General features: G+C 61.5%; 25 protein-coding genes. 17 read left to right on the top strand and 8 right to left on the bottom strand.

Going from position 1 to position 26,405, the window contains the following annotated elements; genetic code table 11:
* Window positions 1-119 precede the first annotated feature (119 nt).
* A complete protein-coding gene (iolB, locus tag DDT56_RS15515) occupies window positions 120-950 on the top strand; it encodes a 5-deoxy-glucuronate isomerase (RefSeq protein ID WP_136167340.1) in 831 nt (276 codons plus the stop codon).
* A gap of 76 nt (window positions 951-1,026) precedes the next feature.
* On the opposite strand, the gene DDT56_RS15520 is transcribed toward iolB, so the two are convergent.
* The 6 genes from DDT56_RS15520 to DDT56_RS15545 all read right to left on the bottom strand — a co-directional run bounded on the left by DDT56_RS15520 (window position 1,027) and on the right by DDT56_RS15545 (window position 6,358).
* Window positions 1,027-1,551 (bottom strand): rhodanese family protein, encoded by a 525-nt coding sequence (locus DDT56_RS15520; protein WP_136167341.1) that lies wholly within the window; start codon window positions 1,549-1,551, stop codon window positions 1,027-1,029.
* A gap of 111 nt (window positions 1,552-1,662) precedes the next feature.
* Window positions 1,663-2,889, bottom strand: coding sequence for a PLP-dependent transferase (locus DDT56_RS15525; RefSeq protein WP_136167342.1), 1,227 nt, complete (start codon window positions 2,887-2,889; stop codon window positions 1,663-1,665).
* Between the two features lie 45 nt (window positions 2,890-2,934).
* Window positions 2,935-3,624: an amino acid ABC transporter permease gene (locus DDT56_RS15530; RefSeq protein ID WP_246856801.1), complete on the bottom strand. Its 690-nt coding sequence runs from the start codon at window positions 3,622-3,624 to the stop codon at window positions 2,935-2,937.
* A gap of 7 nt (window positions 3,625-3,631) precedes the next feature.
* A complete protein-coding gene (locus tag DDT56_RS15535) occupies window positions 3,632-4,378 on the bottom strand; it encodes an amino acid ABC transporter permease (protein ID WP_136167344.1) in 747 nt (248 codons plus the stop codon).
* A 104-nt stretch (window positions 4,379-4,482) separates the two neighbouring features.
* Window positions 4,483-5,391, bottom strand: a complete 909-nt coding sequence (locus DDT56_RS15540) for a transporter substrate-binding domain-containing protein (protein ID WP_136167345.1) — start codon at window positions 5,389-5,391, stop codon at window positions 4,483-4,485.
* A 286-nt stretch (window positions 5,392-5,677) separates the two neighbouring features.
* Window positions 5,678-6,358, bottom strand: coding sequence for a GntR family transcriptional regulator (locus DDT56_RS15545; RefSeq protein ID WP_136167346.1), 681 nt, complete (start codon window positions 6,356-6,358; stop codon window positions 5,678-5,680).
* A gap of 239 nt (window positions 6,359-6,597) precedes the next feature.
* Between DDT56_RS15545 and nhaA the strand changes: the two genes are divergently transcribed.
* The 8 genes from nhaA to DDT56_RS15585 all read left to right on the top strand — a co-directional run bounded on the left by nhaA (window position 6,598) and on the right by DDT56_RS15585 (window position 15,092).
* Window positions 6,598-7,965 carry a Na+/H+ antiporter NhaA gene (nhaA, locus tag DDT56_RS15550; RefSeq protein ID WP_136167347.1) on the top strand — a complete coding sequence of 456 codons (1,368 nt, stop codon included), beginning with the start codon at window positions 6,598-6,600 and terminating at the stop codon, window positions 7,963-7,965.
* A gap of 57 nt (window positions 7,966-8,022) precedes the next feature.
* The gene (locus tag DDT56_RS15555; RefSeq protein WP_210417038.1) at window positions 8,023-8,349 is read left to right on the top strand and encodes a hypothetical protein; all 327 of its coding nucleotides are present in this window, start codon (window positions 8,023-8,025) and stop codon (window positions 8,347-8,349) included.
* Window positions 8,350-8,486: 137 nt separating this feature from the next.
* Window positions 8,487-9,704: a M20 family metallopeptidase gene (locus DDT56_RS15560; protein ID WP_136167348.1), complete on the top strand. Its 1,218-nt coding sequence runs from the start codon at window positions 8,487-8,489 to the stop codon at window positions 9,702-9,704.
* A gap of 66 nt (window positions 9,705-9,770) precedes the next feature.
* On the top strand, window positions 9,771-11,336 hold the full coding sequence (locus DDT56_RS15565) for an ABC transporter substrate-binding protein (RefSeq protein WP_136167349.1): 1,566 nt from the start codon (window positions 9,771-9,773) through the stop codon (window positions 11,334-11,336).
* 9 nt (window positions 11,337-11,345) lie between these two features.
* Window positions 11,346-12,305, top strand: coding sequence for an ABC transporter permease (locus tag DDT56_RS15570; RefSeq protein ID WP_246856795.1), 960 nt, complete (start codon window positions 11,346-11,348; stop codon window positions 12,303-12,305).
* Complete coding sequence (locus DDT56_RS15575) at window positions 12,302-13,165, top strand: ABC transporter permease (RefSeq protein WP_136167350.1); 864 nt, start codon at window positions 12,302-12,304, stop codon at window positions 13,163-13,165. The genes DDT56_RS15570 and DDT56_RS15575 overlap by 4 nt, the downstream gene beginning before the upstream one ends.
* Complete coding sequence (locus DDT56_RS15580; RefSeq protein WP_136167351.1) at window positions 13,162-14,166, top strand: ABC transporter ATP-binding protein; 1,005 nt, start codon at window positions 13,162-13,164, stop codon at window positions 14,164-14,166. Before DDT56_RS15575 ends, DDT56_RS15580 begins: the two co-directional genes overlap by 4 nt.
* Entirely contained in the window at window positions 14,163-15,092 is a 930-nt protein-coding gene (locus DDT56_RS15585) for an ATP-binding cassette domain-containing protein (RefSeq protein ID WP_136167352.1), read from the top strand. The genes DDT56_RS15580 and DDT56_RS15585 overlap by 4 nt, the downstream gene beginning before the upstream one ends.
* A gap of 180 nt (window positions 15,093-15,272) precedes the next feature.
* Here the strand turns inward: DDT56_RS15585 and DDT56_RS15590 are convergent, their stop codons facing one another.
* Both DDT56_RS15590 and DDT56_RS15595 read right to left on the bottom strand, forming a co-directional pair.
* Complete coding sequence (locus DDT56_RS15590; RefSeq protein ID WP_136167353.1) at window positions 15,273-16,352, bottom strand: NAD/NADP-dependent octopine/nopaline dehydrogenase family protein; 1,080 nt, start codon at window positions 16,350-16,352, stop codon at window positions 15,273-15,275.
* 89 nt (window positions 16,353-16,441) lie between these two features.
* The gene (locus DDT56_RS15595) at window positions 16,442-17,407 is read right to left on the bottom strand and encodes a LysR family transcriptional regulator (protein ID WP_136167354.1); all 966 of its coding nucleotides are present in this window, start codon (window positions 17,405-17,407) and stop codon (window positions 16,442-16,444) included.
* Window positions 17,408-17,641: 234 nt separating this feature from the next.
* Here DDT56_RS15595 and DDT56_RS15600 point away from each other — a divergent pair, with 234 nt between their 5' ends.
* Genes DDT56_RS15600 through DDT56_RS15635 form a run of 8 tightly spaced genes read left to right on the top strand, consistent with a single transcriptional unit; the run spans window position 17,642 to window position 26,397 of the window.
* Window positions 17,642-19,096, top strand: a complete 1,455-nt coding sequence (locus DDT56_RS15600) for an NAD(P)-binding domain-containing protein (RefSeq protein ID WP_136167355.1) — start codon at window positions 17,642-17,644, stop codon at window positions 19,094-19,096.
* Window positions 19,086-19,946 (top strand): alpha/beta fold hydrolase, encoded by an 861-nt coding sequence (locus tag DDT56_RS15605; RefSeq protein WP_246856796.1) that lies wholly within the window; start codon window positions 19,086-19,088, stop codon window positions 19,944-19,946. Before DDT56_RS15600 ends, DDT56_RS15605 begins: the two co-directional genes overlap by 11 nt.
* A complete protein-coding gene (locus tag DDT56_RS15610; RefSeq protein ID WP_136167356.1) occupies window positions 19,946-20,866 on the top strand; it encodes an ABC transporter permease in 921 nt (306 codons plus the stop codon). The genes DDT56_RS15605 and DDT56_RS15610 overlap by 1 nt, the downstream gene beginning before the upstream one ends.
* Before the next feature lie 12 nt (window positions 20,867-20,878).
* The gene (locus tag DDT56_RS15615; RefSeq protein ID WP_136167357.1) at window positions 20,879-21,736 is read left to right on the top strand and encodes an ABC transporter permease; all 858 of its coding nucleotides are present in this window, start codon (window positions 20,879-20,881) and stop codon (window positions 21,734-21,736) included.
* A complete protein-coding gene (locus tag DDT56_RS15620; RefSeq protein WP_136167358.1) occupies window positions 21,733-22,941 on the top strand; it encodes a M24 family metallopeptidase in 1,209 nt (402 codons plus the stop codon). The genes DDT56_RS15615 and DDT56_RS15620 overlap by 4 nt, the downstream gene beginning before the upstream one ends.
* Window positions 22,942-22,944: 3 nt before the next feature.
* The gene (locus DDT56_RS15625) at window positions 22,945-23,955 is read left to right on the top strand and encodes an ABC transporter ATP-binding protein (RefSeq protein ID WP_136167359.1); all 1,011 of its coding nucleotides are present in this window, start codon (window positions 22,945-22,947) and stop codon (window positions 23,953-23,955) included.
* Window positions 23,952-24,866, top strand: coding sequence for an ABC transporter ATP-binding protein (locus tag DDT56_RS15630; RefSeq protein ID WP_136167360.1), 915 nt, complete (start codon window positions 23,952-23,954; stop codon window positions 24,864-24,866). Before DDT56_RS15625 ends, DDT56_RS15630 begins: the two co-directional genes overlap by 4 nt.
* Window positions 24,867-24,891: 25 nt before the next feature.
* Window positions 24,892-26,397: an ABC transporter substrate-binding protein gene (locus DDT56_RS15635; RefSeq protein WP_136167361.1), complete on the top strand. Its 1,506-nt coding sequence runs from the start codon at window positions 24,892-24,894 to the stop codon at window positions 26,395-26,397.
* The last annotated feature ends 8 nt before the right edge of the window (window positions 26,398-26,405 follow it).

Consider the following 26,405-nt stretch of genomic DNA (forward strand, 5'->3'; position numbering starts at 1 on the left):
CCGTCGTCGTCGCCTTATCCGTCATCCCCGGGCTTCACCGACATTCCCGCACTTCTCCGTCATTCCCGCGGCGGTCGGCGGGAATCTACGTTCACCGGCGTCATCAAAGGAGCACACCCATGCCTCAGTTGCTATCACGCTATCGCACCCCGGACGATCAAGGGTGTATACAACGCATCACCCCGGCAAGCGCCGGCTGGAACTATGTCGGCTTTGCCGCCTATCAGCTGGCGGCGGGGAAAACGCTGTCGCTGCCGGCCACGGATAACGAGCGCTGTCTGGTTCTGCTGGGGGGAAAGGCCAGCGTCGTCACCCCCGGCGAACGCTTTGAGGATATCGGCGATCGCCGGCAGCCGTTTGAGCGCAGAAAACCCTATGCGGTGTACGTCGCCAGCGGTGAAAGCGCGACCATAACCGCCCATACGCCTCTGGAGCTGGCGGTGTGCTCCGCGCCGGGGCGGGGAACCTATCCGACCCGGCTGATCGCCCCGGCGGATATTGACGCGGAGCAGCGCGGATACGGACATAACCGCCGCTATGTGCATAATATTCTGCCGGAGGATAAGGCGGCGGACAGCCTGCTGGTGGTGGAGGTCTACACCGACGAGGGCTGCACCAGCTCGTATCCCAGCCACAAGCACGATAACGACAACCCCCCGCATGAAACCTATCTGGAGGAGACCTATTACCACCGGCTGAATCCGCCGCAGGGGTTTTGCCTGCAACGCGTTTACACGGACGACCGCACGCTGGATGAAAGCATGGCGGTGTATGACAAAGATGTAGTGCTGGTGCCGAAGGGATATCACCCGGTGGCTACCATCGCGGGTTACGATAGCTACTACCTGAACGTGATGGCGGGGCCGAAACGGCAATGGCGTTTCAGCTGGGAAGCCGACCACCAGTGGATTAACAGCGAAGCGTACGCTGGAAAAACGAAGACCGGGTGAACAAGATATGCCCGCAACGCTGCATTCCGGGATTGCAGCCCGGAGATCGGCTTTTAGCGAAATAGCGGACGATATCTCAGGAAGAGGGCGAGCTGCGGTTCCAGGGCATCTTCAGCAGCAGGCGGGCCAGCCCGCAGAAACCCGAAATCCCGGCAAAGATCAGCCCGGCGCCGATAAATCCCGACAGGGCGTGGAACCAGGGGGAAACCGTGGCTCCCAGAACGGCGCCCAGCAGCACGATGGCGCCGGCGGTAATCTGCACCTGGCGGTTAATCTCCAGCGGCTGTGACTTATCGATCACCGTGGGCAGCCCCGCCTGTTTCCAGGCCGCCAGACCGCCGTCCAGAATATAGGCGTCGCCCGGCACGCTGGCGGCGAGCCTGTCGGCATTGGCCTGGGTGCGGTTGCCGGACTGACAGTGGAAGATAACGCCGCCGTCGGCGGTCAGCGGCTGCTGCGCCGCAATGTCGTTCAGCGGAATATGCCGCGCCTGGGCGATATGTTCGCGCGCGTACTCATCGGCCGCACGGATATCGACCAGCAGGGCGCCGTTCTCGATCAGTTCGCGAGCGTGCTGGGGCTGGACAAGCTTGATGGGCATGATGATTTCCTTGGTGGCGATATAGCTACAGTATATCTCTTTGCGCGTGAAATGATCTTCTGCGCATTACGGATGCTAATAGACGATCCTCCGCGCGGAAGATGCGCCGCTTTACCCCCGATAGCGCATGCGTCCCGCCGCAGTTTTCTCCAGCCGTTGCGCCAGACTGCGGGCGATGGCCGCGAAGTCCGTTTCGTTTTTCCCCTGCCGCGTCATAAACTGCGTGCCGACGCGCAGCGCGAATTCATTCAGCGCGCGGGGATCGGCGCAGGTGCCGACCAGAATGCCGTGCCGTTCGAGCGCGGTAATGGTCGCTTTCGCCGGCATCGACGAATCCATCGGGATCAATAGCTGATGGGTGGCGGTCTCATGCGCCTGCGCGGCGATCACCGCCACGCCCTGTGCCCGCAGCGCTTCGGCCATGGCCGCGGTGTTGCGGCAAATTTGCCGCGCATAGTCGTCTCCATCCTGCCGGGTCTCCAGCAGCGTCACCAGCAGTGACGGCAGACAGCCCGCGTCGCAGTTGGCGATCATCCGGCCTTCGATCAGCTGCGACAGAAGCCGGCGATCGTCTGCATGACGGCCGGCGATAATGCTGTGGGGACGGCCCGGGAAGGTTTTATAGGTCGAACTGGTCATAATATCGACGCCCAGCGCCAGCGGATTGGGAAACATTCCGCCGGCGATAAGCCCCAATACGTGGGAGGCGTCGAAAATCACTTTGGCGCCGACCTGGCGCGCGCCGGCCACCACCGGGGCGATATCGTCGGCTTTGATCATCACCGAACGGCCCAGCATCACCAGCCTGGGCTTGACGGTCAGGATCATCTCGGCGGCGGCGACGGCGTCCAGACGGTCGTGCCGCGCGTCGTACGGCAGATCCATCACCTTCAGTCCCGCCAGTTCAGGCGTTCCGCCGCGCCGCTGGCTTAAATGACCGCCGTGGGCGGCGGCCGGCGCCAGCAGCAGATCGCCGGGCTGCGAAAACGCATGAAATACCGCCAGATTCGCCGTGGTGCAGTTCGCCAGCCGCGTCTCCGCCCACTGCGAGCCGAACAGCGCGTTCACTTCGTTTTCCACGGCGATTTCCAGTTTTGACACCAGATCGGTGTCCGGCTGTTCCTTGGCGAAACGGGGGCCCATGGCCGGATAGGCGCTAAGCGCCGGGGAGTAGGCGGCCATCGCCGCTTCGCTGGGTAAATTGGCGCCGGCGTAAAGCACGATGCGATCGTTCTTCAGGGTATCAAGGCGCGCGGCGCACAGGCGTAACAGCGTATTATTGTCTTCGGCGCTGGAAACGGCGTTATCGGCCTGGTCGTTATGTTGCGTTGTGGGCATTCAATTCACCAATCGGTTTGAAAAAAGAGATAGACCTTTCATCACTTAACGGATAATGGCGGTGCGTTTCTGTAGCAGCCGCACGGCCTTGGACGCCAGATAGGAGATGATGAAATAAACGGCGGCGGCGAACAGATACATCTCCAGCAGGCGCCCGTCGCGTTGCGCGACCTTGGCGGCCGCGCCGAGAAAGTCGGTAATCGAAAGGACATAGACCAGCGATGTATCCTGAAACAGGATAATCGTCTGGGTCAGGAACAGCGGCAGCATATTGCGCATGGCCTGCGGCAAAATAACGTACAGCATGGTTTGCCGGCCGTTCAGCCCCAAAGCCAGCGAGGCCTGCGACTGGCCGCCGGGCAGCGACTGAATGCCGGAGCGGACGATTTCACAAAAATAGCAGGCTTCGAACAGCGTAAAGGTAATGACCGACGACCAGAACGGATCGACCCTGACCGGAAAAGACGCGCCGGTTATCCATTGCAGGATATAGGGCACCAGAAAATAGAACCAGAAGATCACCAGCACCAGCGGCAGCGAACGCAAGAGGTTGACGTAACCCGCGGCCAGCACGGCCAGCGCCCGGAAACGGGACAGGCGCATGATCGCCAGCAGCGTGCCGAAAATAATCCCCAGCACCGTGGCGCAGAAGGTAAGCTTCAGCGTAAAGCTCATGCCGGTCAGAAACAGGTAGGGCAGAGCGTTGACGATGGTTTGAAAATCGAATCCCGTCAGCATCGTTTCAGCCTTTCTTCCGGTTCTGAGCGACGCCGAAACCCGGCAGCGCCGCTCTTTTTTCCATGCCGCGCATAACGAAGACGATAATCAGGTTAAGCAGCAGATAAAGCAGAGTGGCGGCGGTAAAGGCCTCAAACACCTGGAAACTGTTTTCCTGCATGGCGCGCGCGCCGCCGGTGAGTTCCATCAGCCCGATAGCCAGCGCGACCGAGGTATTTTTGGTGCAGCTGAGAAATTCCGAGGTGATTGCCGGCGTCACGATGCGAAACGCCACCGGCAGCAACACGAACCGATAGGTCTGCGGCAGCGTCAATCCCAACGCCTGACCGGCCATGCGCTGTCCTTTGGACAGGCTTTCCAGCCCGGCGCGCACCACTTCCGCCATGCGCGCGCCGTGATAGCAGCCCAGACAGAGCGTGGCGGTATAAAACTGCGCGTCGGGCAACTGTTTCAGCCAGTCGCCCGCCGATTCGGGCAGCGCCTCCGGCAGGACGAAATACCAGAGAAACATTTGCATCAGCAACGGAATATTACGGAATAGTTCGACGAACGCGCTGCCGCAGCGGTTCAGCATGGCGATCGGCGTATTGCGGGCAATGCCGGCCAGAGACCCCAGCAATAGCGCGATGGCAAAGGCGCAGACGGCCGTGGCGGCCGTCCAGCCAAGACCCATCATCAGCGTTTGCCAGTAGGTATGGGTGCCGTCAAGCGACATATCGAAAAATATGCCCCAGTTCCAGTTATAGTTCATCGTCGCCCTGGTCAATCTGTTTTTATCGTTTACCGGCATGTGATTAAGGTTGCCGACTTTACATCTACATCCCTGGATATGGCGCTACCCGCGGCGGGCGTTTTTTAGCGGTAAAGCTCGGGATTCGGATCGTCGGTGGGCTGGGCGATCGCTTTCTGCAACTGCGCCGATATCGGGAAATTCATATTGACGTTTTTCGGCGGGATCGGCTGCGTGAACCATTTGTCGTAGATCGCGGTAATGGCGCCGCTGCTGTACAACCCTTCAATGGTGGCGTTGACCAGCGCCTTGAACTGCGCGTCGTTGCGGCGCAGCATAATGCCGTACGGCTCCACCGACAGCGGTTCCGTTGAAATCTGGTAATCGTCGGGGTTTCTGGCCGTTGCCCGCGCGCCGGCCAGAGAAACGTCATCGAAAATAAAGGCGGCGGCCCTGCCGGTTTCCAGCGTCAGCATGCCTTCGGCCAGATCCTTGGCGGAGAGGATCGTCAGGCCCAACTTCTGAGCGTTATTGGCGTCGTTGATGATTCTGACGCTGGTGGTGCCCGCCAGCGTGACCACCGTTTTCCCTTTCACATCCGCCATCGACGCCACCGGCGCGGATGTTTTGGACAGAATTCTGACCGCGGCGACAAAATAGGTGGTGGAGAAGGCCACCTGTTTCTGACGTTCGGCGTTGTTGGTGGTGGTGCCGCATTCCATATCGATGGTGCCGTTGGCCAGCAGCGGGATCCGCGTGGTGCCGGTGACCGCCAGGGTGCTGACCGCCAGGTCGGGTTTGTTCAGCCTGGTTTTTACCGCGTCGACCACCGCGGCGCAGATATCCATCGCATAGCCGATCGGCCGCTGATTATCGTCGTAATAGGAAAAGGGCACCGCGCCGTCGCGGTGTCCCACGGTTATCTGACCGCTGTCGGCGATTTTTTTTAATGTTCCCGCCAACTCCTCGGCGCCAGCCGATGCAGTCGTCAGAATGAGCGTGCACAGAGACGTAGCCAATATCTGTCGTTTCATGGTTTCTCCACGGAATACCGTCGTTAATTGCTCTTTCGTACTGATGACCAGTCTGCGCTTCGCGGCGGATAGGCGGCCCGTAAAAGAGAAACGCAGCAGGAGTATGGCTGGTCGATAATCGATCAATTAGGCGAAAGCGGTCAATGAAAATTAATAATGTATAATTAATTCATTTATCACAAAGATAAAAACCGACCGGATGCTTTGAATTTAATGTTTTAAATTCAAATTGTTATTGCGAAGTGATGCAGATGGTTAAAGGAGGGTGATATAAATAAATCTTATGCTATTGGTGATGGCTGACCGAAACGGCGTTCACCGAGTTACGCACGGCGTTTGCCGTGCTCATCACATGCTTACGCAGGGTCGTTGCCAGCTTCCCGGCATTTTTTTCCCGCAGCCACCGTAGGATCTCTTCATGTTCCTGCACGGCCAACTGCCAATCCTGAGGCAACTGCCGGATGGTATGCCGAATATTTCTGATGCGCAGTTCAAGATTGTGGTACAGCGCAATCAGCGATTGGTTATGCGTGGCGGCAAAGAGGGCTAAATGGATTTCCCGATTCAGTCTGGAATACTCCAGTCTGTCGAGCCGCTGATACGCCAGCAGCATGGCGTGATGCAACTGCTCGATATTCGCCAACTCGTCGCCGGTAATATGCTGGCAGGCTATCTCGCCGGCCAGTCCTTCCAGACTGGCGATAATGGGGAAAATTTCGAACAGCTCGTCATCGGTCAGCGTGGCCACGCGGGCGCCGCGCTGAGGCAGCAGGACGATCATCCCTTCGGTGGCTAGCACCTTAAGCGCTTCGCGCAGCGGCGTGCGCGATATCTCAAACTGTTCGCACAGCGTTTTTTCGGGGATGCGGCTGCCGGGTTCCAGTTCGCCGCGGACGATCATTTCTCGAATAAGATCGGCAATCTCACTATGGAGCGTTTTGCGCGAGATGGACATTCCTTTGAGCATTGGGGGAACCTTCTTTCGATGAATGAGCGCGTGGCGTAATGAAAAGGGAAATTATATTGGCAAGCCAACAATAGCATAATGCATAGCGCTTTCAGACTTCAACCGCCCCGGCGGCGGCCGTCGCTCTTGCCATTCCGGCGGCGGGCATGATAATTTTCCCAGCGGGTGTCGGCTGTATAGGGCAGTTAGGCAGGTTATCATCATGCGTTGGTCGGGCCGCCGCGCGGAGTTTTCACGTTATGAGGCGCGACCTTTCACCGCGTAAAATTCCGCGTGTTCGTCTGTTCGCTGAACGCGCTTTCGCCACATTAGAACGTTTTGCCCATATTGAATCCGTTAGCGGCATCATATTGCTGGCCGCCGCGGCAATCGCCTTAATCTGGGCCAATTCTCCCTTTTCCGCCAGCTACCACCATTTATGGCATACGCCGCTTGCCATCGCCGTCGGATCGTTCTCCTTTTCCCAGTCCCTCCATTTCTGGATCAACGACGGGCTGATGACGATCTTCTTTCTGGTGGTCGGCATGGAAATCAGATATGAAATTCACGCCGGGGCGCTGAGCAATATCCGGCAGGCCGCGCTGCCTATCATTGCCGCTTTCGGGGGCGTGGCCGTCCCGGCGTTAATCTATATCCTGTTTAATCAGGATCCGGCGCGGCATCATGGCTGGGCGGTGCCCACCGCCACCGATATCGCCTTCGCCGTGGGCGTTCTCGCGCTGCTGGGGCGCTCCATCCCCGGGAACATCCGGGTCTTTTTGCTTACGCTGGCGATCATCGACGACATTATCGCCATTATGATGATCGCCCTCTTTTATTCCGCGCAGCTCGACTATAGCGGGCTGGCGATTGCCGGCGCCGGCATGCTGCTGGTCGCCGGTATGCAATTAATCGGCATTCGCTCCGCTGTGGTCTACCTTATTCCGGGCATCGTCATCTGGAGCGGCTTGTGGATTATGGGCATACATCCGACGATAGCGGGCGTGGTGCTGGGGCTTATCACGCCGGTGTTGCCGGCGCGTAGCCATCAGTCCGTGCGCGACAACATTTTACGCATCACCCATGAGTTGGCGGATCCGGACAAACCGGCGGGCACGCTATCGCAGTCTTTCAAACAACTGCGTCTGGTTCGGCGCGAACTGCTTCCGCCGGTGATGAGCGTGCAGATGGCGCTTCACCCCTGGGTCGCCTTTTTCATCATGCCGCTGTTTGCGCTCGCCAACGCCGGGGTGAGCGTCGATGGCGTCAATCTCTCCGCCGAAGGCGCCCATTGGGTGATGATCGGCGTGATAGCGGGGCTGGTGCTGGGCAAACCTTTGGGTATTATCGCCGTAAGCTGGCTGACGGTACGGCTGGGATTATGCAAACTGCCTCCGGATGTGTCGTGGGGCGGGGTGGCGCTGATCGGGCTGCTGGGCGGGATCGGATTTACCATGTCGATCTTTATCGCCATGCTGGCGTTTTCCAGCGAGAATCAGCTGGGCGCAGCCAAACTGGGCGTGCTGTTGGGTTCGCTGACCGCGGCCATTCTGGGTCTTGCCTGGGGGAAAATCTATGCGGGACGGAAGCGGATCGCCAACGCCGGCGGCGAACCGATTGGACGTTAGCCGCTGATTTGTCATCCTGAGGCAATACGCTATCGGCACTGTTACGGAGGGGAGCGGATGCGTAGGCAATATTGCCGCACTCGGTTGTGGTCTGACAGGATGCGCGGGGTTGCCGCATCCGCTATCGCGCTGTTTTTCTTATCGCTCGGCGCCTATGCGGCGGAGCCGATTGAGTCCGTCACGCGGCTGCTCGATGAGGCGGAAGCGATTACGCCGCTTGAAACGGTGATTATCGCCAGAGACGGCCAAATCCTGGCCGAACGGGGCTACCGCGGACACGCCACGACGGCGGACGCCGGTTCGCCCGCGGCGCGCTCCGGTCATCGGGATCGGCTGCACCGGCTGTTGGGCGATATGATCCGTGAACTGAAAAGCCTCGCCTGAGCGCGCGACTCGCGGGCATAACGACGGCAAACACGTTAATTAAAAAACGCATATAGAAAGCAAAAATCGATGTTTTTATTTCCCACCCGCTCCGCGTTAACTATCAGCCACTGTTTTAACAACGTGGTGACAAAAACATGGGCGCAGCAAGACTATTATCGCAACTGGAAGAGAGCATCGAAAAACACAGCGAGGAATATATTACCGTCTCCAGGGATATTCACGCCCACCCGGAAACCGGCAATAACGAGTATTACGCCAATAAGCTGCTCACCACGCTGCTGGCGAAAAATCAGTTTCAGGTCACCTCCAACGTGGCGGGGCATGAAACCGCCTTTTATGCGCTAAAGGAGAGCGGCAAACCGGGGCCGACCATCGCTTTTCTGGCGGAATACGACGCGCTGATCGATATCGGCCACGCCTGCGGCCACAACATTATCGGGGTGACCAGCGTGGCGGCGGCGGTGGCCCTCGGCGAGGTTATCGAGGAGACCGGCGGACGCGTGGTGGTGCTGGGCACGCCGGCCGAAGAGGGCGGGCTGCGCGGCAAGGGCGGACCGAACGGCAATGTGAAGGCGCGCTTTGTCGAGCACGGTTTTCTGGAAGACGTGGACGTCGCGCTGATGGTGCATCCATCCGGCAAAACGCGGCTCACCGGCCCGTCGCTGGCCAACAACCATCTCTATTTTCATTTTTACGGCAGGCCGTCCCACGCCGGCAGCGCGCCGCATAAAGGCGTGAACGCGCTGGATGCGCTGGTGCTGCTGTATAACGGCATCAGCGTGCTGCGCCAGCAGCTGCCCGACGGCGTGCGGGTGCACGGCATTATCACCAACGGCGGCCAGGCGCCGAACGTTATTCCGGAATACGCCTCGGCCCACTACTACATTCGCGCCAAAACCCGTGAGGAAGTGATTGCGCTGGAGCCGCGCATTCGCTCCATTGCCGAGGGCGTGGCGCTGGCGACCGGGGCGACGGTAAAGATTGAGCATCAGGTCGGGCCGCGCGATTTTAATATCAATCATCGGCTGAACGGGTTGCTGCTGGAGGAGTTTACCGCGGTGGGGGAAAGCGTCGATCTGACGGACAAACAGGGCATCGGCTCGACGGACGCCGGCGATATCAGCCACGCGGTGCCCACCGCTCATCCCACTATCAAAATCGGCCCGGACGACCTGATCGGCCATACCGTGCCGTTTCGGGAAGCGGCCGACTCGCCCCTGGGCTACACGGCGCTGATCGCCGGGGCGAAAGTGCTGGCGCGCAGCGGGCTGCGCCTGTTGACGGACGCCCAGCTGTTGCAGGAAGTCAAAGACGAGTTCGCCGGCCGGCGCGGCGTAACGGACGCCGCCTGATCCCGGACATTAGCGCCTCCATCATTACAACAACGCCGATTACAACAATAAGGGAGTTTCCCGTCGATGAAATTGTTTACCTTTTCGCTCGCCGCGCTGTTGCTGGCGGCCAGCTTGCCCTGGGGATTCGCGCAGGCGGAAACCGCCGACCGCAACGCGACGCTGAATATCGCTTACGGCAAGCGGCCGGGCACCCTCGATCCTTACCTGACCACCAACAGCGCCACCACCGATGTGGTGCGCCATATCTTTGAACAGCTGTTCACCATCAACGATCGTTTTGAACCGGTGCCGGAGCTGGTGAAAAGCTATACCCTCAGCGACGACCGCAAAACCTACACCTTTACCCTGCGCGAGGGGATCCGCTTTCACGACGGTCAACCGCTGACGGCGGATGATGTGGTGGCGTCGATGAACCGCTGGCTGGCGGTCTCCACCCAGGGGAAAGCCAATCTTCCCGGCGCGCAGTTCGCCAAAGTCGACGACGGCGCCGTGCGGCTGACGGTGCAGACGCCGTCGCTGATTACCTTGAACGTGCTCGCCGATTTGAAAAACCTCGCCTCCATCATGCCCAAACGGCTGATAGAGGAAGCCAACGCCAGCAAGAAACCGGTCAGCCAGCTTATCGGCACCGGCCCGTATAAGCTGGCGGAGTTTAAACAGGGCGAATACCTGCATCTCACCCGCTACGACGACTACGTCTCGCGCAGCGAGCCGGGCAACGGCCTGTCGGGGCAGAAAAAGGCGGACGTCAAGGATATCTGGTTCCGCTATATCACCGATGAGTCCACCCGCCTCGCCGGGGCGCTGACCGGCGAATACGACGTTATTTTCGACCTGCCGAAAGACAATATCGATGCGCTCAACAATGCGCGGGACGTGCGGCTCTACCGGCCGGAGGCGGGCGGATCGCTGATTACCTATCTGTTTAACAAGAACCGCGGGCCGTTCGCCGACCTGAAACTGCGTCAGGCGTTCAATCTGGCGCTGGACGTGCATCAGGTGCTGCTGGCGGGTTACAGCGATGAGCGCTTTTTCAGGGCGGATCCCTCGCTGGGCTTTCCCGAACAGGTGGACTGGTACAGCGAGGCCGGCAAGCCGTACTGGAATCAGCATAAGCTGGACGAAGCGCGCCGACTGGTGAAGGAGTCCGGCTACAACGGCGAAGAGGTGGTGATTATCGCCACCAAGGAGTACGCGGAGCTGTATAACCTGGCGATTGTGGCGCAGCAGGTGCTGAAGCAGATCGGGGTGAAATCCCGTCTTGACGTCTATGACTGGGCGACAGTGCTGCAACGCCGGCAGGATCCGAAGAATTTCGATCTCTGCGCGCTGGAGTTCTCGATGCGTCAGGTATTGCACCAGTATCCTTTCCTCGACTCGCGGGCCAAATTCCCCGGACTGAGCAACAGCCCGGAGATCGACGCCACGCTGGACGCCATCAAGCAGGCGCCGTCGCTGCCAGAAGCCAGACCGCTGGTGGATAAACTGCACGTCGAGACCTGGAGCTATCTGCCGGTGATCGTGCTGGGGCGCACCACCCCGGACGCGGTGGCGATCAAACATAATATTCACGGCTATTACGACCTGATCGGGCCGGTATTGTGGAATGTCAGCATCGCGGCGCGCTAAGCGGGGAAGATGATGGGCTGGTATATATTCCATCGGCTGCTGGCGCTGCTGCCGGTACTGTTTGTGGTCGCTGTGGTGGTGTTCTGCCTGGTGCATCTGGCGCCGGGCGATCCGGTGCTGGTGATCCTGGGGAATGACGCCAACCCGGACGATATCGCCGCGCTGCGGCGGCAAATGGGGCTGGACAAGCCGCTGCCGGTGCAGTTTTTTGTCTGGTTCGGCGCGGTGCTGCGCGGCGATCTCGGCCACTCGTTATTTATGAACGCCAGCGTGCTGTCGCTGTTTCTGCAACATCTGCAGCCCACGCTGGCGCTGGCCGTTTATGCGCAGGGCATTGCGCTGCTGCTCGGGCTGGGCGGCGGCATTATCAGCGCCTGGCGGCACGACCGGCTGGCGGATCGGCTGATTATGGGGCTGGCGACGCTGGGGATGTCGATTCCCGGCTTTTTGCTCGGCCTGTTTCTGATCTTCTTTTTCGCCGTGCAGCTGCGCTGGTTTCCGGTGGTGGGGTACAGCTCCACCCGCGGCGATACGCTGCTGAACCTGTGGTATTTAACCCTGCCGGCGCTGGCGCTGGGGTTTCGCATATCGGCGCTGATTGCGCGTATGACCCGCGCGGTGATGCTGGACGTGCTGCAGGAAAACTTTATTACCACCGCCCGCGCCAAAGGGGTGCCGGAAGCGCTGGTGCTGCTGCGCCACACGCTGAGAAACGGGCTGCTGCCGGTGCTGACCATCTGCGGCGAATCGTTCGGCTCGCTGGTCACCGGCGCCATTGTGATTGAAAGCGTATTCGGCATTCCGGGGGTGGGCTCGCTGGTGGTCGACTCCATCGAACGGCGCGATTTCACCGTGATTCAGGGCGCGGTGCTGCTGATCACCGTCAGCTATGTGCTGATTAACCTGGCGGTGGATATCCTCAGCTACCTGCTCGATCCCCGCCTTTCCGTGAGCGGTAAGCCGTCATGAAAAAATTACTGAGCCAGCCACAGCTGGCGGCGGGCGGCGCATTGCTGTTGATCATCGTGCTGTTCTCCCTGCTCGGCACCCTGGCAAGCCCGTTCGATGCCTACTCCATTAGTCCGCTGAGCCGGCTGAAACCGCCCGACGCCACCCACTGGTTCGGCACCGATAACTTCGGCCGCGACCTGTTTGTCCGCGTGGCGCTGGCGGTGCGCATTTCGCTCTCCGTCGGCGTGGCGGTGGCGCTGGTGGCGGGGATTGTCGGGATGGCGATCGGGCTGCTGTGCGCCTGGTATCGATGGCTGGATCTGATCCTGATGCGCATCTGCGACGGATTGTTCGCCTTTCCCTCGCTGCTGCTGGCGATCGCCATCGTCGGCATTCTGGGGCCGAACGTATCGAACGTGGTGCTGGCGCTGTCGCTGGTGTACGTTCCCTCGGTGGCGCGGGTGATCCGCTCCGCCGCGCTGGTGATCAAGGAAAAGAATTATATTGAAGCCTTGCGCGCTCAGGGGGCCACCGGCGCGCGCATTATCTGGCTGCACCTGTTGCCGAACGTCGTCTCCCCGCTGATCGTGCAGGTCAGCTGGATCTTCTCGGTGGCCATTCTCACCGAGGCGGCGCTGAGCTTTCTCGGCTCCGGCATTCCGGCGCCGATGCCCAGCCTGGGTAATCTGCTGCTGGAAGGGAAAAAGGTGATTTTCACCGCCTGGTGGATGACCTTTTTCCCCGGCATCGCCATCGTGCTGCTGATTCTGGCGCTGAATATCGTCGGCGACGCGCTGCGCGACGGGTCCGATCGCGGGCTGAAGCCCCGGACGCGCCGTCTGTTTCGCCAGTTGAAAAACGAGGCCTCAGGGCGATGAGTGAGCTTGTACAGTCAGATACGCTGCTGGCGGTGGATGGATTGCAGGTGAAATTCGCCACCGAACAGGGCGTGGTGTCGCCGGTGCGCGATGTGTCGTTTACGCTCAAGCGTCATGAAACCCTGGGCATTATCGGCGAGTCCGGCTGCGGCAAAAGCGTGACGGCGCAGGCGCTGATGGGACTATTGCCGCCGCGCTACAGTCGCGTAAGCGGCGCAATGACCTTTAACGGCCAGGTGCTGCGCAGCCTGACGCCCGCGGCGTTACAGCGCTGGCGCGGCAGCCAACTGGCGATGATTTTTCAGGATCCGCTCTCCAGCCTCAACCCGGTGTTTACCGTGGCGTTTCAAATTGAGGAGAGCCTGAGGCTGCACACCGCGCTGACCCGCAGGCAGCGCCGGGCGGAAGTGCTCTCGTTGCTGCATCAGGTGGGCATTGACGATGCCCGCCGCTGCGCGGCGGCCTACCCCCATGAAATTTCCGGCGGCATGCGCCAGCGGGTGATGATCGCCATGGCTATCGCCAGCCGTCCGGCGCTGCTGATCGCCGATGAGCCCACCACCGCGCTGGACGTTACCATCCAGGCGCAGATTCTGGCTTTGCTGGAAAAGGTAAAGGCGGATAGCGGGATGGGGATCATCCTGATTACCCACGATCTGTCGGTGGTGGCGCAGCTGTGTCAGCGCGTACTGGTGATGTATCTTGGCGAGGTGGTGGAGGAAGCGGAGGTGGTCAGCCTGTTTGACAACCCGCTGCATCCCTATACCCGCGCGCTGCTGCAGGCCGTACCCCGGCTGGACGGCGCGCGCAAAACCGACCTGCCGGAGATCCGCGGCACGGTGCCGGCGCTGTCCGTTTCCATACCCGGCTGCGGTTTCGCCGATCGCTGCCCTTACGCCCAGGCCCGCTGTCGCGAACAGCCTCCCGTCCTGCGCGCCCTGGCGGATCGGGCTCACCGGGTGCGCTGCTGGCGCGCCGAAGAGATAGGCGGCCTGCCATGAGCGCGCCGCTGTTGACCGTGCGTCACTTAAGCAAAACCTTCCAGGGCAAGGGCTGGCGCGGTAAGCGTTTTACCGCCGTGCGGGACGTCAGCTTTTATATTATGCCGGGCGAGACCTACGCGCTGGTGGGGGAGTCGGGCAGCGGCAAAAGCACCACCGGGCGCAGCCTGCTGGGGCTGACCGCCGCTTCCGGCGGGGAAGTGCTGTTCGCCGGTCAGTCGCTGCTGACGCTTAACGGCCGGCAGTGGCGCGAGGCGCGCAAAGATATTCAGATGATTTTCCAGGACCCGCTCTCCTCGCTCGATCCGCAGCGCGCTATCGGTTACAGCATCGAAGAGCCGCTGATTATCCACGGCGTGCGCGACGCCCGCCGGCGCCGGCAGCAGGTAGAGCGGATATTGACTCGCGTCGGCTTCACGCCGGCGGATGCGCGGCGCTACCCGCACGAGTTTTCCGGCGGTCAGCGCCAGCGTATCGGCATCGCCCGGGCGCTAATCCTGGAGCCGAAGCTGATAATCTGCGATGAGCCGGTGTCGGCGCTGGATGTCTCCATCCAGTCGCAGATTCTTAATTTGCTGATGCGGCTGCAGCGCGAACAGGGGCTGGCGTACCTGTTTATCGCCCACGATCTCAGCGTGGTGCACCATATCGCCGACCGCGTCGGGGTAATGTCGCGCGGCGTGATTGTGGAAGAGGCCACCGTCCCGGAGCTGTTCGCCCATCCCCAGCATCCCTATACCCGCTATCTGCTTCAGGCCATCCCGCCGGCGCATCCGCGGCTGAAAAACCAGGCGCGGGAGTTACAGACCGCCAGCCATGACCCGGGGTGCGACTTCCGCGACGGCGAGCGCTGTATCCGCCACCCGGAACAGTATTACTGGTTAACGGATACCCATCGGGTGCGGTGCTGTTTGCCGGGAGAATGAGGGTTACTGTAGTCAAGTCACCCTTATCCATCAGACCCTCCGCCCGTCATGCCCGCGCAGGCGGGCATCTCAGCAACACCGAGCCGCAGCGAAAGCAGATCCCCGCTTACTACCGCGGGGATGACCGATTGGAGGCGCCGCGGATACTGTGTTAAGCGTCAGCGGTCAAGACACTTTTATTCACCGGAAGCCGTCACAAACAACGCGATCAAACTCGCTTAGCGACATCGCCTCCAGGCCCAGCTCCGGCAGGATATTATTTTGCTGGCGCAAATCTTTTTTCCATATCGCCGCGGCGACGTTAATCACCGAAGAGTGCAGCGTCAGCGCGATGCCCGCTTTCTGCGCAATCGCTTCGGCAAACGCCAGGCCGTAGGGGGTGTCTTCCAGAATAAAACGCGTATCCATGCTGGTGGGGCCGGCCGGGCCGCCTCGCCGGCGGTGCAGTTCGGCGGCGATATCGGCCAGCGTGTTTTGCGCAACGTTAAACGACTGCTGAAAATGTTCCTCGATGCCGTGGATCTGCAACCCGAACCGGCGCGCCACGGTTTGCCGCTCCTGCTCCAGCGCGCCGATCAAATTGGCGACGCCCGGCGTCAGATAATGGTATTGCGGCCAGCTTTCTTCTCGTTCTATCCGCGTAATATTGCACAGCGCCAGCCCGAGATGGGCGATGGGATTGATATTGATCAGCGAGGTGGCCAGCGTGTTGCGCTGCGCCTGAAAATGGTCGCCGAACAGGGTGCCGCACAGCGCGATCGCCTGCTGGTTGGCCTGCATCGGCAGCGTGGCGACATGGACAATCCGCCTGGCCGCCATAATGGCGACGCTATATCCGCCGGCCTGACGGCGGGCGGTGAGCAGGGTGGTGCCCCAGGTGATAATCGGCGCGTCGATACGGCGTTCGGCCAGCCGTTTTGACAGGTACAGCGCGCTCAGCGAGCAGGCGCTGTTGATGATCGCCGGCTGTCCGCCGCGAATATGGCGAACCAGACTGTCGATCACCGTTTTGTGGGCGTAGCCCGGCACGCAGATAAAAAGCGCGTCGGCCGCGTTAACCGCGTAGGCGATATCGGTAGTGACTTCAGGTTGGCATGCGCCGTCAATGACGCCGCTAAACGACAAGCGGCGCTGGTTGGCCTGCAACGGCGCCAGATCTTCCGCCGCGGGCGACCACAGAATCGGCTGATGTCCGCGGTGGGCCAGCCAGGCGGCGCTGGCGAAACCGATATTTCCCGCCCCCAGAATGGCGACTTTCATGGTGACTCCCTTGTTCTGTCAGGCAGCGTTGTTTGTCGCGTAGTCCCTGAAGCGGCGGGCCGCCCGCAGTGGCCGCAGGCCTGTATCGTTCAATGGCTTAACGACAGCATGATTTTATGGTGGTCGTCGGAATGAAACAGCGTGAAATTCGGCAATAGCTCCCTGGCGCTGTTTTCCAGCGCTTCAACCAGCTGCAACACCAGGGTGCGCGGCGTTTTGGCCTGGGGAGTAATCACGCCGAAATGGTATGGAATATCAATATCCAGCTCGCGGATCACCATGCCGGCAAGGGGCAGACCGTAGGCGGTAACCGGTTCGGTGATCGCCACCCCCAGTCCGGCGCGGACGCAGGCCAGCACATTGGCCGAGGAGTTGGTCTCGATAATGTAGCGCGGCTGAATGTCGGCTTTTTTCATCACCTGCTCGAAACGATGGCGCAGGCGATAAGGGTTATAAAGGGTAATAATTTTACGCGCGGCCAGATCCTGCAGGGTAATTTCATGCTGCCGGGCCAGCGCGTCGTCTTCGCTCAGCACCACCACGCAGCGCGTTTGCCCGATCCAGTGGCGGTGGGCGTTTTTATGATCCAACGGCAGGCTGCTGATGGCGATATCGGCGCGGCCGTCGATCACCGCGTGCAGCGTCTGTTCGGCCGAGTAGCTCAGGATCTGCAGCGGCACGCTGATATCCACTTTGGCCAGCGCCGCCGGCAGCAGGCCCGCGGCCATGGCGGGCGTGGCGGCGATCACCAGCGGTTTCTCTTCTTCTTCGGCGATCTCCTGGGCGCGCAGCTGGACCTGGCGCAGCGAGATCAGCGCATGCTCCACGGACTCGTGCAGCTGGTAAGCCTGCTCGGTGGGGGTTATCCGCGGACCGTTGCGCTGGAACAGCGGATAGCCGATCTTGTTTTCGAATTCCTGAATCAGCCGGGTGACGGCGGGCTGCGACCGGCGGAGATTTTTTGCCGCAGCGGTAATGCTGCCGCAGGAAATCACCGCGGAGAACGCCTCCAGCTGGCGCAAATCCAGGTCCTCTAAAATCGCCGTCTTCGACATGCCGTCCGTCCCTTTCTTTTATTCGTCCGCCGTAAATTTTTTAAAAGAATGCGGCATCTCTTTTACCTTGTACACGCAATTTTCCGCATAACGACATACGTAATTATCATTAAGAATTCACATATAAAGCGGGTAATAATGCGTTTTAAACATCATTGGTTTGTCTTATCGCCGCCCCGTGCCGGGGCTTTCCGAGGATGCGGGTTAAAAGATTTTCACAGGAGCCGGGGACAGATGACCACATTGCATGGAAAAGGATTGGCCGCGCTGGAAGCGCGTTTGCGGGAAGATTGGCAACTGCTGGAACTGCCGGCCAAGCCCTGGGTTCCCGCACGGCAAGCCGCCGGGCAGTATGTCGTTGACGTGGCGATCCTCGGGGCGGGCATGTGCGGGCTGGTGGCGGCGGCGGCGCTGAAACTGCTCGGCATCGATAACGTGCTGTGCTTCGACCGGGCGCCCGCCGGGCGCGAGGGGCCGTGGAAAACCTTTGCCAGAATGGAAACGCTGCGCTCCCCCAAACAGCTGGCCGGTCCGGCGCTGGGGCTGCCCGCGCTCACCTTTCAGGCCTGGTATCTGGCGCAGTTCGGCGATGTCGCCTGGGCGTCGCTGGAGAAGATCCCGCGCGTCCAGTGGATGGATTATCTGATCTGGTATCGCCAGGTGCTGAATATTCCCGTCTTGAATCGGACGGAAGTGACCCTGCTGCAACCGGCGGAAGAGAACCTTATCGAGGTCGCCACTCGCGACCTGGAGACGCAGGAAACGCGGAGCTACCTGGCGCGCCGGGTGATTGTGGCCAGCGGGCGCGACGGGCTGGGCGGGCCTTACGTTCCTGAGCTGGCGCAGGCGCTGGATAAAAAATACTGGGCGCACTCGGCGGACGATATCGACTTTTCCGCGCTGGCGGGCAAACGGGTGGGGGTTATCGGCGCGGGCGCCTCGGCGATGGATAACGCCGCCGTCGCGCTGGAACAGGGGGCGGGGCAGGTCGATCTGTTTATTCGCCGCCGGGACATCCCGCGCATCAACAAATTCACCGGCATCGCCAGCCAGGGCGTGGTGCAGGGGTTCGTCGGCCTCAGCGATGCCTGGAAATGGAAGTTCCTCGCCGCCACGCTGGCGGCGCAGACGCCGCCGCCGCGCGACTCCACCCTGCGCGTGTCGCGCCACGACAACGCCTTTTTTCACCTCGGCAGCCCGGTAACGGCGCTGCGGGAAAACGCGGGGCGGGTGGAACTGAACACGCCGACGGGCGACTACCCGCTCGACTTCGTTATCTTCGCCACCGGGTTCCGGGTGGATTTGTCGCGCCGGCCCGAACTGCGTTATTTCGCTCCGGACATCGCCTTCTGGCGGGATCGCTTTACGCCCGAGGCGGGAGAGGAGAACGACGAACTGGCGACGTCCCCCTATCTGGGGGCGGCGTTCGAATTCCAGCAGAAAACCCCCGGCCAGAGTCCGCTGCTGGAGCGCATCCACTGTTTTAACTACCCCTCCACCTTAACGCACGGCAAATTGTCCGGCGATATTCCCGCCGTCAGCGACGGCGCCCGCCGGCTGGCGCAGGGCATCGCCCGCAGCCTGTTTGTGGAAGACCGGCAGCGGCATTACGACGACCTGCTGGCATTCGATACGCCGGAGCTGCTGGGCGATGAGTGGCGCGACGCGGAAGCGCGGAATGATGACTAACGTTTCCGCACGCCGCATTGCGCTCAACGGCGCGACCTTCGCCTACGAGCTGGCGGGGGAGGATCATCAGGAAACCATCGTGGCGCTGCACGGCGGCCGGGGCATCGGCGACCATCGCGGCGACTTCCGCGCCTTTCTGCCGCTGGCGGCGCGCTATCGCCTGCTGGCTTACGACCAGCGCGGCTGCGGGCAGTCCAGCCTGACGCCGCCGTTTACCTTTGCGCAACTGGTTGACGATCTCGAAGCCTTCCGCCAGCGGCTGGCCGGCGGTAAAAAAATCACCCTGATCGGCGGCTCGTTCGGCGGGATGATCGCCCTGAGTTATGCGCTGAAATATCCTCACGGCCTGAAGCATCTGATTCTGCGCGGCACCGCGCCCAGCCATCATCATGAAGCGCAGGCCATCGCCAATTTTAAGGCGCGCCTGCATAAAGCCCCTTCGGCATCGCTGGGGATGATTGACAAGCTGTTTTCCGATCGGGTGACGGACGACACCGAACTGCGGTTGATCTGGCTGGCGTTGCAGCCGCTCTATTATGAACGTTTCGACGCCGATGCGGCGCTGGAGCGCACGCGAACGCTCTCGGTGCATGCGCAGACCCACAACGCGCTGTTCGCCGATAAGGCGTATGACCTGCGCGATCGACTGGCGAGCATCAAGACGCCCACGCTGGTTATCGTCGGCGGCAACGACTGGATTTGTCCGCCGTCGCAGTCGCGGCTGATTGCCGACGCCATTCCCGGCGCGCGCTATCTGGAGGTGGAAGGGGCCAATCATCCGGTGCATATCGAGGCCAATCAGCGGGTACTGGCGGAAATCGAGGCTTTTATAGCTGAGGGCGCGCCCTGATGCCGCGCTATATCCTCACCCGGTTGCTGGAGGCGCTGGTGGCGATCTGGGGCGTGGTCACCATCGTGTTCTTTGTGACGCGGGTGCTGGGCGACCCGACGGTGCTACTGCTGCCGCTGGGGGCCGGGCAGGCCGAACTGGAGGCGATGCGCCACAGCCTCGGACTGGATCGGCCGTTGGCCGAGCAATATTTCCATGCTCTGTGGGACATGCTGCGCGGCGATTTCGGCACCTCTTTCCAGTATATGCAGCCCGCTTCCAGAGTGGTGTTGCAGCATATGCCCGCCACCGTCAGCCTGGCTGGCACGGCCCTGCTTTTCGGGGTAATTTTCGGCGCCGTCGCCGGCACCATCGCCGCCTTGACGCGCGGCACGCCGGCGGAATTTATCGTCATGGTCGCCGCGCTGCTGGGACAGGCCACGCCGGTGTTCTGGCTGGGCATCATGCTGATCCTGTTTTTCGCCGTCAACCTGGGCTGGTTTCCCACCGGCGGCGCCGGCGGCGTGGCGCATTTGGTCTTGCCGGGGGCGACGCTGGCGGTGTTCGTCACCGCGTCGATCGCCCGCCTGCTGCGCTCGTCGTTGCTGGATATCCTGCGCGAGGATTATGTCCGCACGGCGCGGGCGAAAGGGTTGCTGCCGCGCACGGTGTTTGTCTGGCACGTCGCCCGCAATGCGCTGATCCCGGTGGTGACCATGGTCGGCATTATCGCCGGCGAACTGCTGGGCGGCTCGGTGGTGACGGAAACGGTTTTCGCCTGGCCCGGGGTGGGGCGGTTGATTGTGCAGGCGATACAGGTCCATGATTTCCCGGTTATTCAGGCGGGCGTGGTGCTGATGGCGGTCATTTTTGTGGCGATCAATTTCATGGTGGATTTGCTATATGGCGTTCTCGATCCGCGCATTTCCCGACGGCGCTGAGGAAACCCGGTGATGAAAACGTTTTTCCTGGCGCTGGGCGGAAATCGCAGCGGGATGTTCGGCTTTATTCTGCTGGTTATCCTGCTGCTGGCGGCGGCGTTCGGCCCCTGGCTCGGCCTGATGCCGCCGACCAAATCCAATCTGCTGCTGCGCATGCAGCCGCCGACCTGGAGCGGCCTGTTTTCTCCCGGCGCGCATCCCTTCGGCACCGACGAACTGGGGCGCGACGTGCTGTCGCGCATTATTCACGGCAGCCGCATCACCCTGACCATCGCCTTTATCGCCGTGGTGCTGGGGGGCATGGTGGGGGTGCTGTGCGGCATCGTGGCGGGGTATCACCGCGGCATAATCGACCGCATCCTGATGCGCATTGTCGATATCCAGCTGGCGTTGCCGCTGATGCTGCTGGCGTTGCTGGTGGTCGCCGCGTTTGGACCGTCGATGCGCAACCTGATTCTGGTGCTGGCGCTTACCAGCTGGATCCGCTATGCGCGCATTATTCGCGGGCAGGTGTTGTCACTGCGCGAGCAGGAATTCATCCTCTCCGCCCACGCCATCGGCGCCGGCGGCTGGCGCATTATGTGGCGCCATATTCTGCCCAACGTGCTGACGCCGGCGGTGGTGGTGGCGACGCTGGAACTGGCGCGGCTGATTATTATGGACGCGGCGCTGTCGTTTCTCGGGCTGGGCGTGCAACCGCCGGATCCCAGCTGGGGCCGGATGCTGGCCGACGGGCGCGTCTATATCTCTTCCGCCTGGTGGATCGTCACCTTTCCCGGTCTGGCCATTCTGTTTACCGTGCTGAGCGTCAATCTGCTCGGAGACTGGCTGCGTGACTATTTCGACCCGAAACTGAGGACGCAACGATGAACTCACCGCTTCACCCGGCATCCGGAACATCTTCTCCGCCGCCGGCCCGCCTTGGCCGCGTGCAACGCCTGATGGCGCAGCAAGGGGTGGAGGTGATGGTGTGTTTTAAGCCGGAAAACAGTTTTTACCTTAGCGGCTTCAACCCGATTATCTATTCGCACCCGGTGATCGCCATCGTGGCCGCCGGGCGCGATCCCATTATGCTGGTGCACGCGCTGCGCGACGATCACGGTCGGGCCAGCGCCTGGGTGGCGGATATCCGTTTATACGGCGCCTGGTCGAACAAAGTCACGCTGGGGCCGAACTGGCTGGATGCGCTGGCGTCGATACTGCGCGAGCTGGGCGTTGCGGCCGGCCGGGTGGGCATCGAAGAGGATTTTCTGCCGCTGCGGCGTTTTGCCCAATTGAAACAGGCGCTGCCGCAGGCGACGTTCAGCGATGTTTCGCCCCTGATTGAGCAGGCGCGGCTGATCAAGGACGCGGATGAAATCGCTCAGGCGCGCATTGCCGCGCGCATCGCCGATTGCGGCATGGCGGCGGCCGTCGAGGCGACGGCCGACGGCGGCAGCGAACGCGAGATCAGCATTGCTTCCATGGAGGCGATGAACCGCCTGTGGCTGCGGCACTATCCGCAGGTGGAGGTGTGCGATTTCGGCTCGCTGGAAGGGGGCGTGCAGAACGGTCTCTGGACCTGGGCGCTGGCGGGGGATCGACTGTTCTATAACTGCGATAACCCGACGCTGCGCAAGCCGCGGCGCGGGGAGACGGTGGCGGTGTTTATCTGGAGCATCGCCAACGGCATCCATGCGGAAAATGAACGTATTATCGCCTGTGGCCCGCTGCCCGCGGAGCACCGGCGCGCCATCGACGCCATTCTGACTATCCGCGCGGAGGTGGATGCGCTGATCCGCCCCGGTACGCCATACCGCGAGCTGTTCGAACAGGTCAAATCCCGGCTGGAAGCCCGCGGATACGGCAACTATATCCCCGGCCGCATCGGCCACGGCATCGGTATCGGCGCGCATGAGCATTCGTCGCTGGACGCTCGTTCGCCGCTGGTGCTGGAGCCGGGAATGATCTTCACCTTTGAACCCAATCTGCGTATTCCCGGCGTGGGCGGCACCCAGATCTCCGACACTGTTCTGATCACCGACACCGGGCGCGAGTACCTGACGCAATCCCCCGGCGGCTATATAGAGGTGTAACCCGTGACGACGCTGCTGGAAGTGAAAAATCTGTCGGTGGTGTTTGAGACTCCCGCCGGGCCGGTATACGCGGTTAATGATATTTCCTACTCGCTGGAGGCCGGGGAAACGCTGGGCATTGTCGGCGAGTCCGGCTCGGGCAAGAGCGTGCATGCGCTGGCGATGATCGGACTGATCGCTTCGCCGCCCGGCCGGACGGTGAGCGGCGAAGTGTGGTTTAACGGCCGCAACCTGCTGGCGCTGTCGCCACGGGAAATCATGGACCTGCGCGGCCGGGAGATTGGCTTTGTGTTTCAGGATCCGATGACCTCGCTGAATCCGGTGTTGACCGTCGAACGGCAGATCGCCGAACCGCTGCGCCGCCACCTGGGGCTGTCGGCAAGGCAGGCGCGCGTCCGGGTGCTGGATCTGCTGGATCTGGTGGGGATTGTCGATCCCCATAAAAGGCTCGGGCACTACCCGCACGAATTTTCCGGCGGTATGCGCCAGCGGGTGATGATCGCCATCGGCGTGGCCTGCAATCCCGCGCTGCTGATCGCCGATGAGGCGACCACCGCGCTGGATGTCACCATCCAGGCGCAAATCCTGGATATGGTGCGCCGGTTGAAAAAACAGATCGGCACCACCGTTATCTGGATCACCCACGATATGGGGGTGGTCGCCGGACTGGCGGATAGCGTTCAGGTGATGTACGGCGGGCGCATTATGGAGCGGGGGCCGGCCGAGGCGCTATTCGCCGCGCCGCGCAGCGCCTACACCTGGGGGCTGCTTAAGTCGTTGCCCACCAACGCCCGGCGCGGCGCCGGACGCCTGTATCAAATTCCCGGCAATCCGCCGGACCCGACCCGGCCGCCGGTCGGCGATCCCTTTGCGCCGCGGAATCCCTTCGCCACGCCGCGCTGTTTTGAGCAGATGCCGCCGCTGCGTCCGGTGGCGGACAGCGCGTCCGGCCACCAGGTCGCCGCCTGGTATGACCTGCCGGCGCTGCTGGCGCAACAGGAGCAACGATCGTGAATGCCGGCGAACCGTTGATCCGGGTGGAAAATTTATGCAAAACCTACGCCGGCGAGCGGCGCTGGCCGGGCGGCGGCGGGGGGACGCCGCTCAAGGCGGTCAATAACGTCAGTTTCGCCATCGGCGCGGGGGAAACGCTGGGGCTGGTGGGGGAATCGGGATCGGGGAAAAGCACCACCGGGCGCACGCTGTTGCAGCTTGAGCCGCCCACCAGCGGCGAAATCCTGTTTCAGGGCGTCAATCTTGCCGGTTTGTCGTCGCGTCGGCTCAAGCCCTACCGGCGCGAGATGCAGATTATCTTTCAGGATCCCTATTCCTCCCTCAATCCGCGCATGACGGTGGGCGATTTTGTGGCGGAGCCGCTGATTGTGCATCAGCTGTGCGCGGCAAAACAGGAGCGGGAGGCGCGGGTGGCGCAACTGTTCCGGCAGGTCGGCCTGGAGCCGGGAATGATGCGCCGTTTCCCGCATCAGTTTTCCGGCGGGCAGCGGCAGCGGGTGAGCATTGCCCGCGCGCTGGCGCTGAAGCCGCGTTTTATCGTCGCCGACGAACCCATCACCGCGCTGGACGTGTCGATTCAGGCGCAGATTGTGAATCTGTTTCAGGACTTGCAAGAGGAGTTGGGGCTGACCTATCTGTTTATCGCCCACGATCTGTCGATGGTGCGTTACCTGTGCCATCGGGTGGCGGTGATGCTGCGCGGCCGCATTGTGGAAATCGGCCCCACCGAGGCGATTTTCAGCCATCCCCGACACCCTTATACCCAGGCGCTGCTTTCCGCCATCCCGGTGCCCGACCCGCGCATTGAGCGTTACCGTCGTCCGCTGGCGTTTGATGTGAACAGCAACTTACCCGCGGAACAGGCGGAATTACAGGCCGTTGGCCCGCAGCATTTTGTGCTGGGCCAATAATAATTTATTACCTTGTGGAGCCATTATGACTAAAAAAACGACCGGGCTTTTGCTGGCCTCCGTGGTCTGCACCGTTCTGGCGGCGCCGGGATTCAGCGCGGCGGTCACCGCCAATATCGCCTTGAACACCACGGTAAATACCTTCGACCCGCATATGACCGCTTCCGTCGGCAGCGATCTCAGCGTGCTCAGCCATATTTATCCCGCGCTGGTGCTGCGCGGACCGGATCTGAAGCTGCACCCCGAGCTGGCGACCTCCTGGGAGGCGGTAAACGACACCACCTGGCGCTTCAAATTGCTGCCGGGGGCCGCCTTCGCCAACGGCGAGCCGATCGACGCCGCGGCGGTGAAGTGGAATCTGGATCGGGTGCGCGACCCCAAGGTGAACGCCCGCATTAAAGCCTGGTTTTCCCAGGTCGCCGAGGTGAAGGTGATTTCGCCCACCGAACTGGAGGTGGTCACCTCGTCGCCCTATCCCAGCTTTGTCGATCAGATATCGATGTTCCTGCTGCTGCCGCCCAAATGGGCCGCCAGCCATAATCCCGCCACCGAAACCCTGTCGGGCGGGCGCTATATTCTGCAAGAAAACGTGCCGGGCAACCGTATTACGCTGCAGGAAAACCCCGGCTACTTCGGTAAGAAACCGGCGTTCGATACCGTGGTGTTCCGGGTGATTCCCGAACCGGCCAGCCGCATTGCCGCCTTGCTGGCCGGCGAGGCTTCGCTGATCACCGCGATACCGCCGTCCGAGCTGGCGCGGGTCAACGGCAGCGGCAAGGCCAGCGCCGGATCGGTGCCTTCCATGCGCAGCGTAATGATCAAGTTCAATACCGAAAAAGCGCCGCTGGATAATAAGGCCGTTCGACAGGCGCTTAATTACGCCATTGATAAAGAAGGGATTTCTCAGGCGCTCTTTAACGGTCAGGCGGCGGTATCGCAATGTCAGGTGCTGACGCCGTCCTACTTTGGCTATAACCCGGCGCTGCAAGGCTACGCTTACGATCCCGACAAAGCGCGCGAACTGCTGAAAAAATCCGGCGCCGACCTTGCCAAACCCATTGCGCTGGATGTGCCGACCGGCACCTATCTGCAAGGCAATGAAGTGGCGCAGGTGGTGGCCGCGCAGCTGTCCGAAGTGGGCTTAAAGGTATCGATCAATGAGATGGAGTTCAGCAGCTATATGAACAAATATCTCAAAACCCGCGAGCTGGCCCAGACGTCGCTGCTGGCTCAGGCCTGGCCGACGCTGGATGCGGACGGGCTGCTGACCCTGTTTGCCCCCGGAAACAACTATGCCTACTGGGATAACGCCGCCTTCGGGCAGGCGCTGACGGAAGGGCGAGCCAGCGTCGATCCGGCGGCGCGTCTGGCGGCGTACCGTAAGGCGACGCAGATTATGTGCGACGAAGCGCCGGCCATTTTTCTCTATACCCAGCCCGCTACGTACGGCGTCGCCAACGCGGTGCGCTGGAGCCAGCGCGGCGATGACTGGGTGCGCGCCTTTGATATGACCCCGGCGGACGGTAAGTAAGGGACAGG

It is taken from the genome of Brenneria corticis (genome assembly GCF_003115855.1).
Taxonomy (GTDB): Bacteria; Pseudomonadota; Gammaproteobacteria; order Enterobacterales; family Enterobacteriaceae; genus Brenneria; species Brenneria corticis.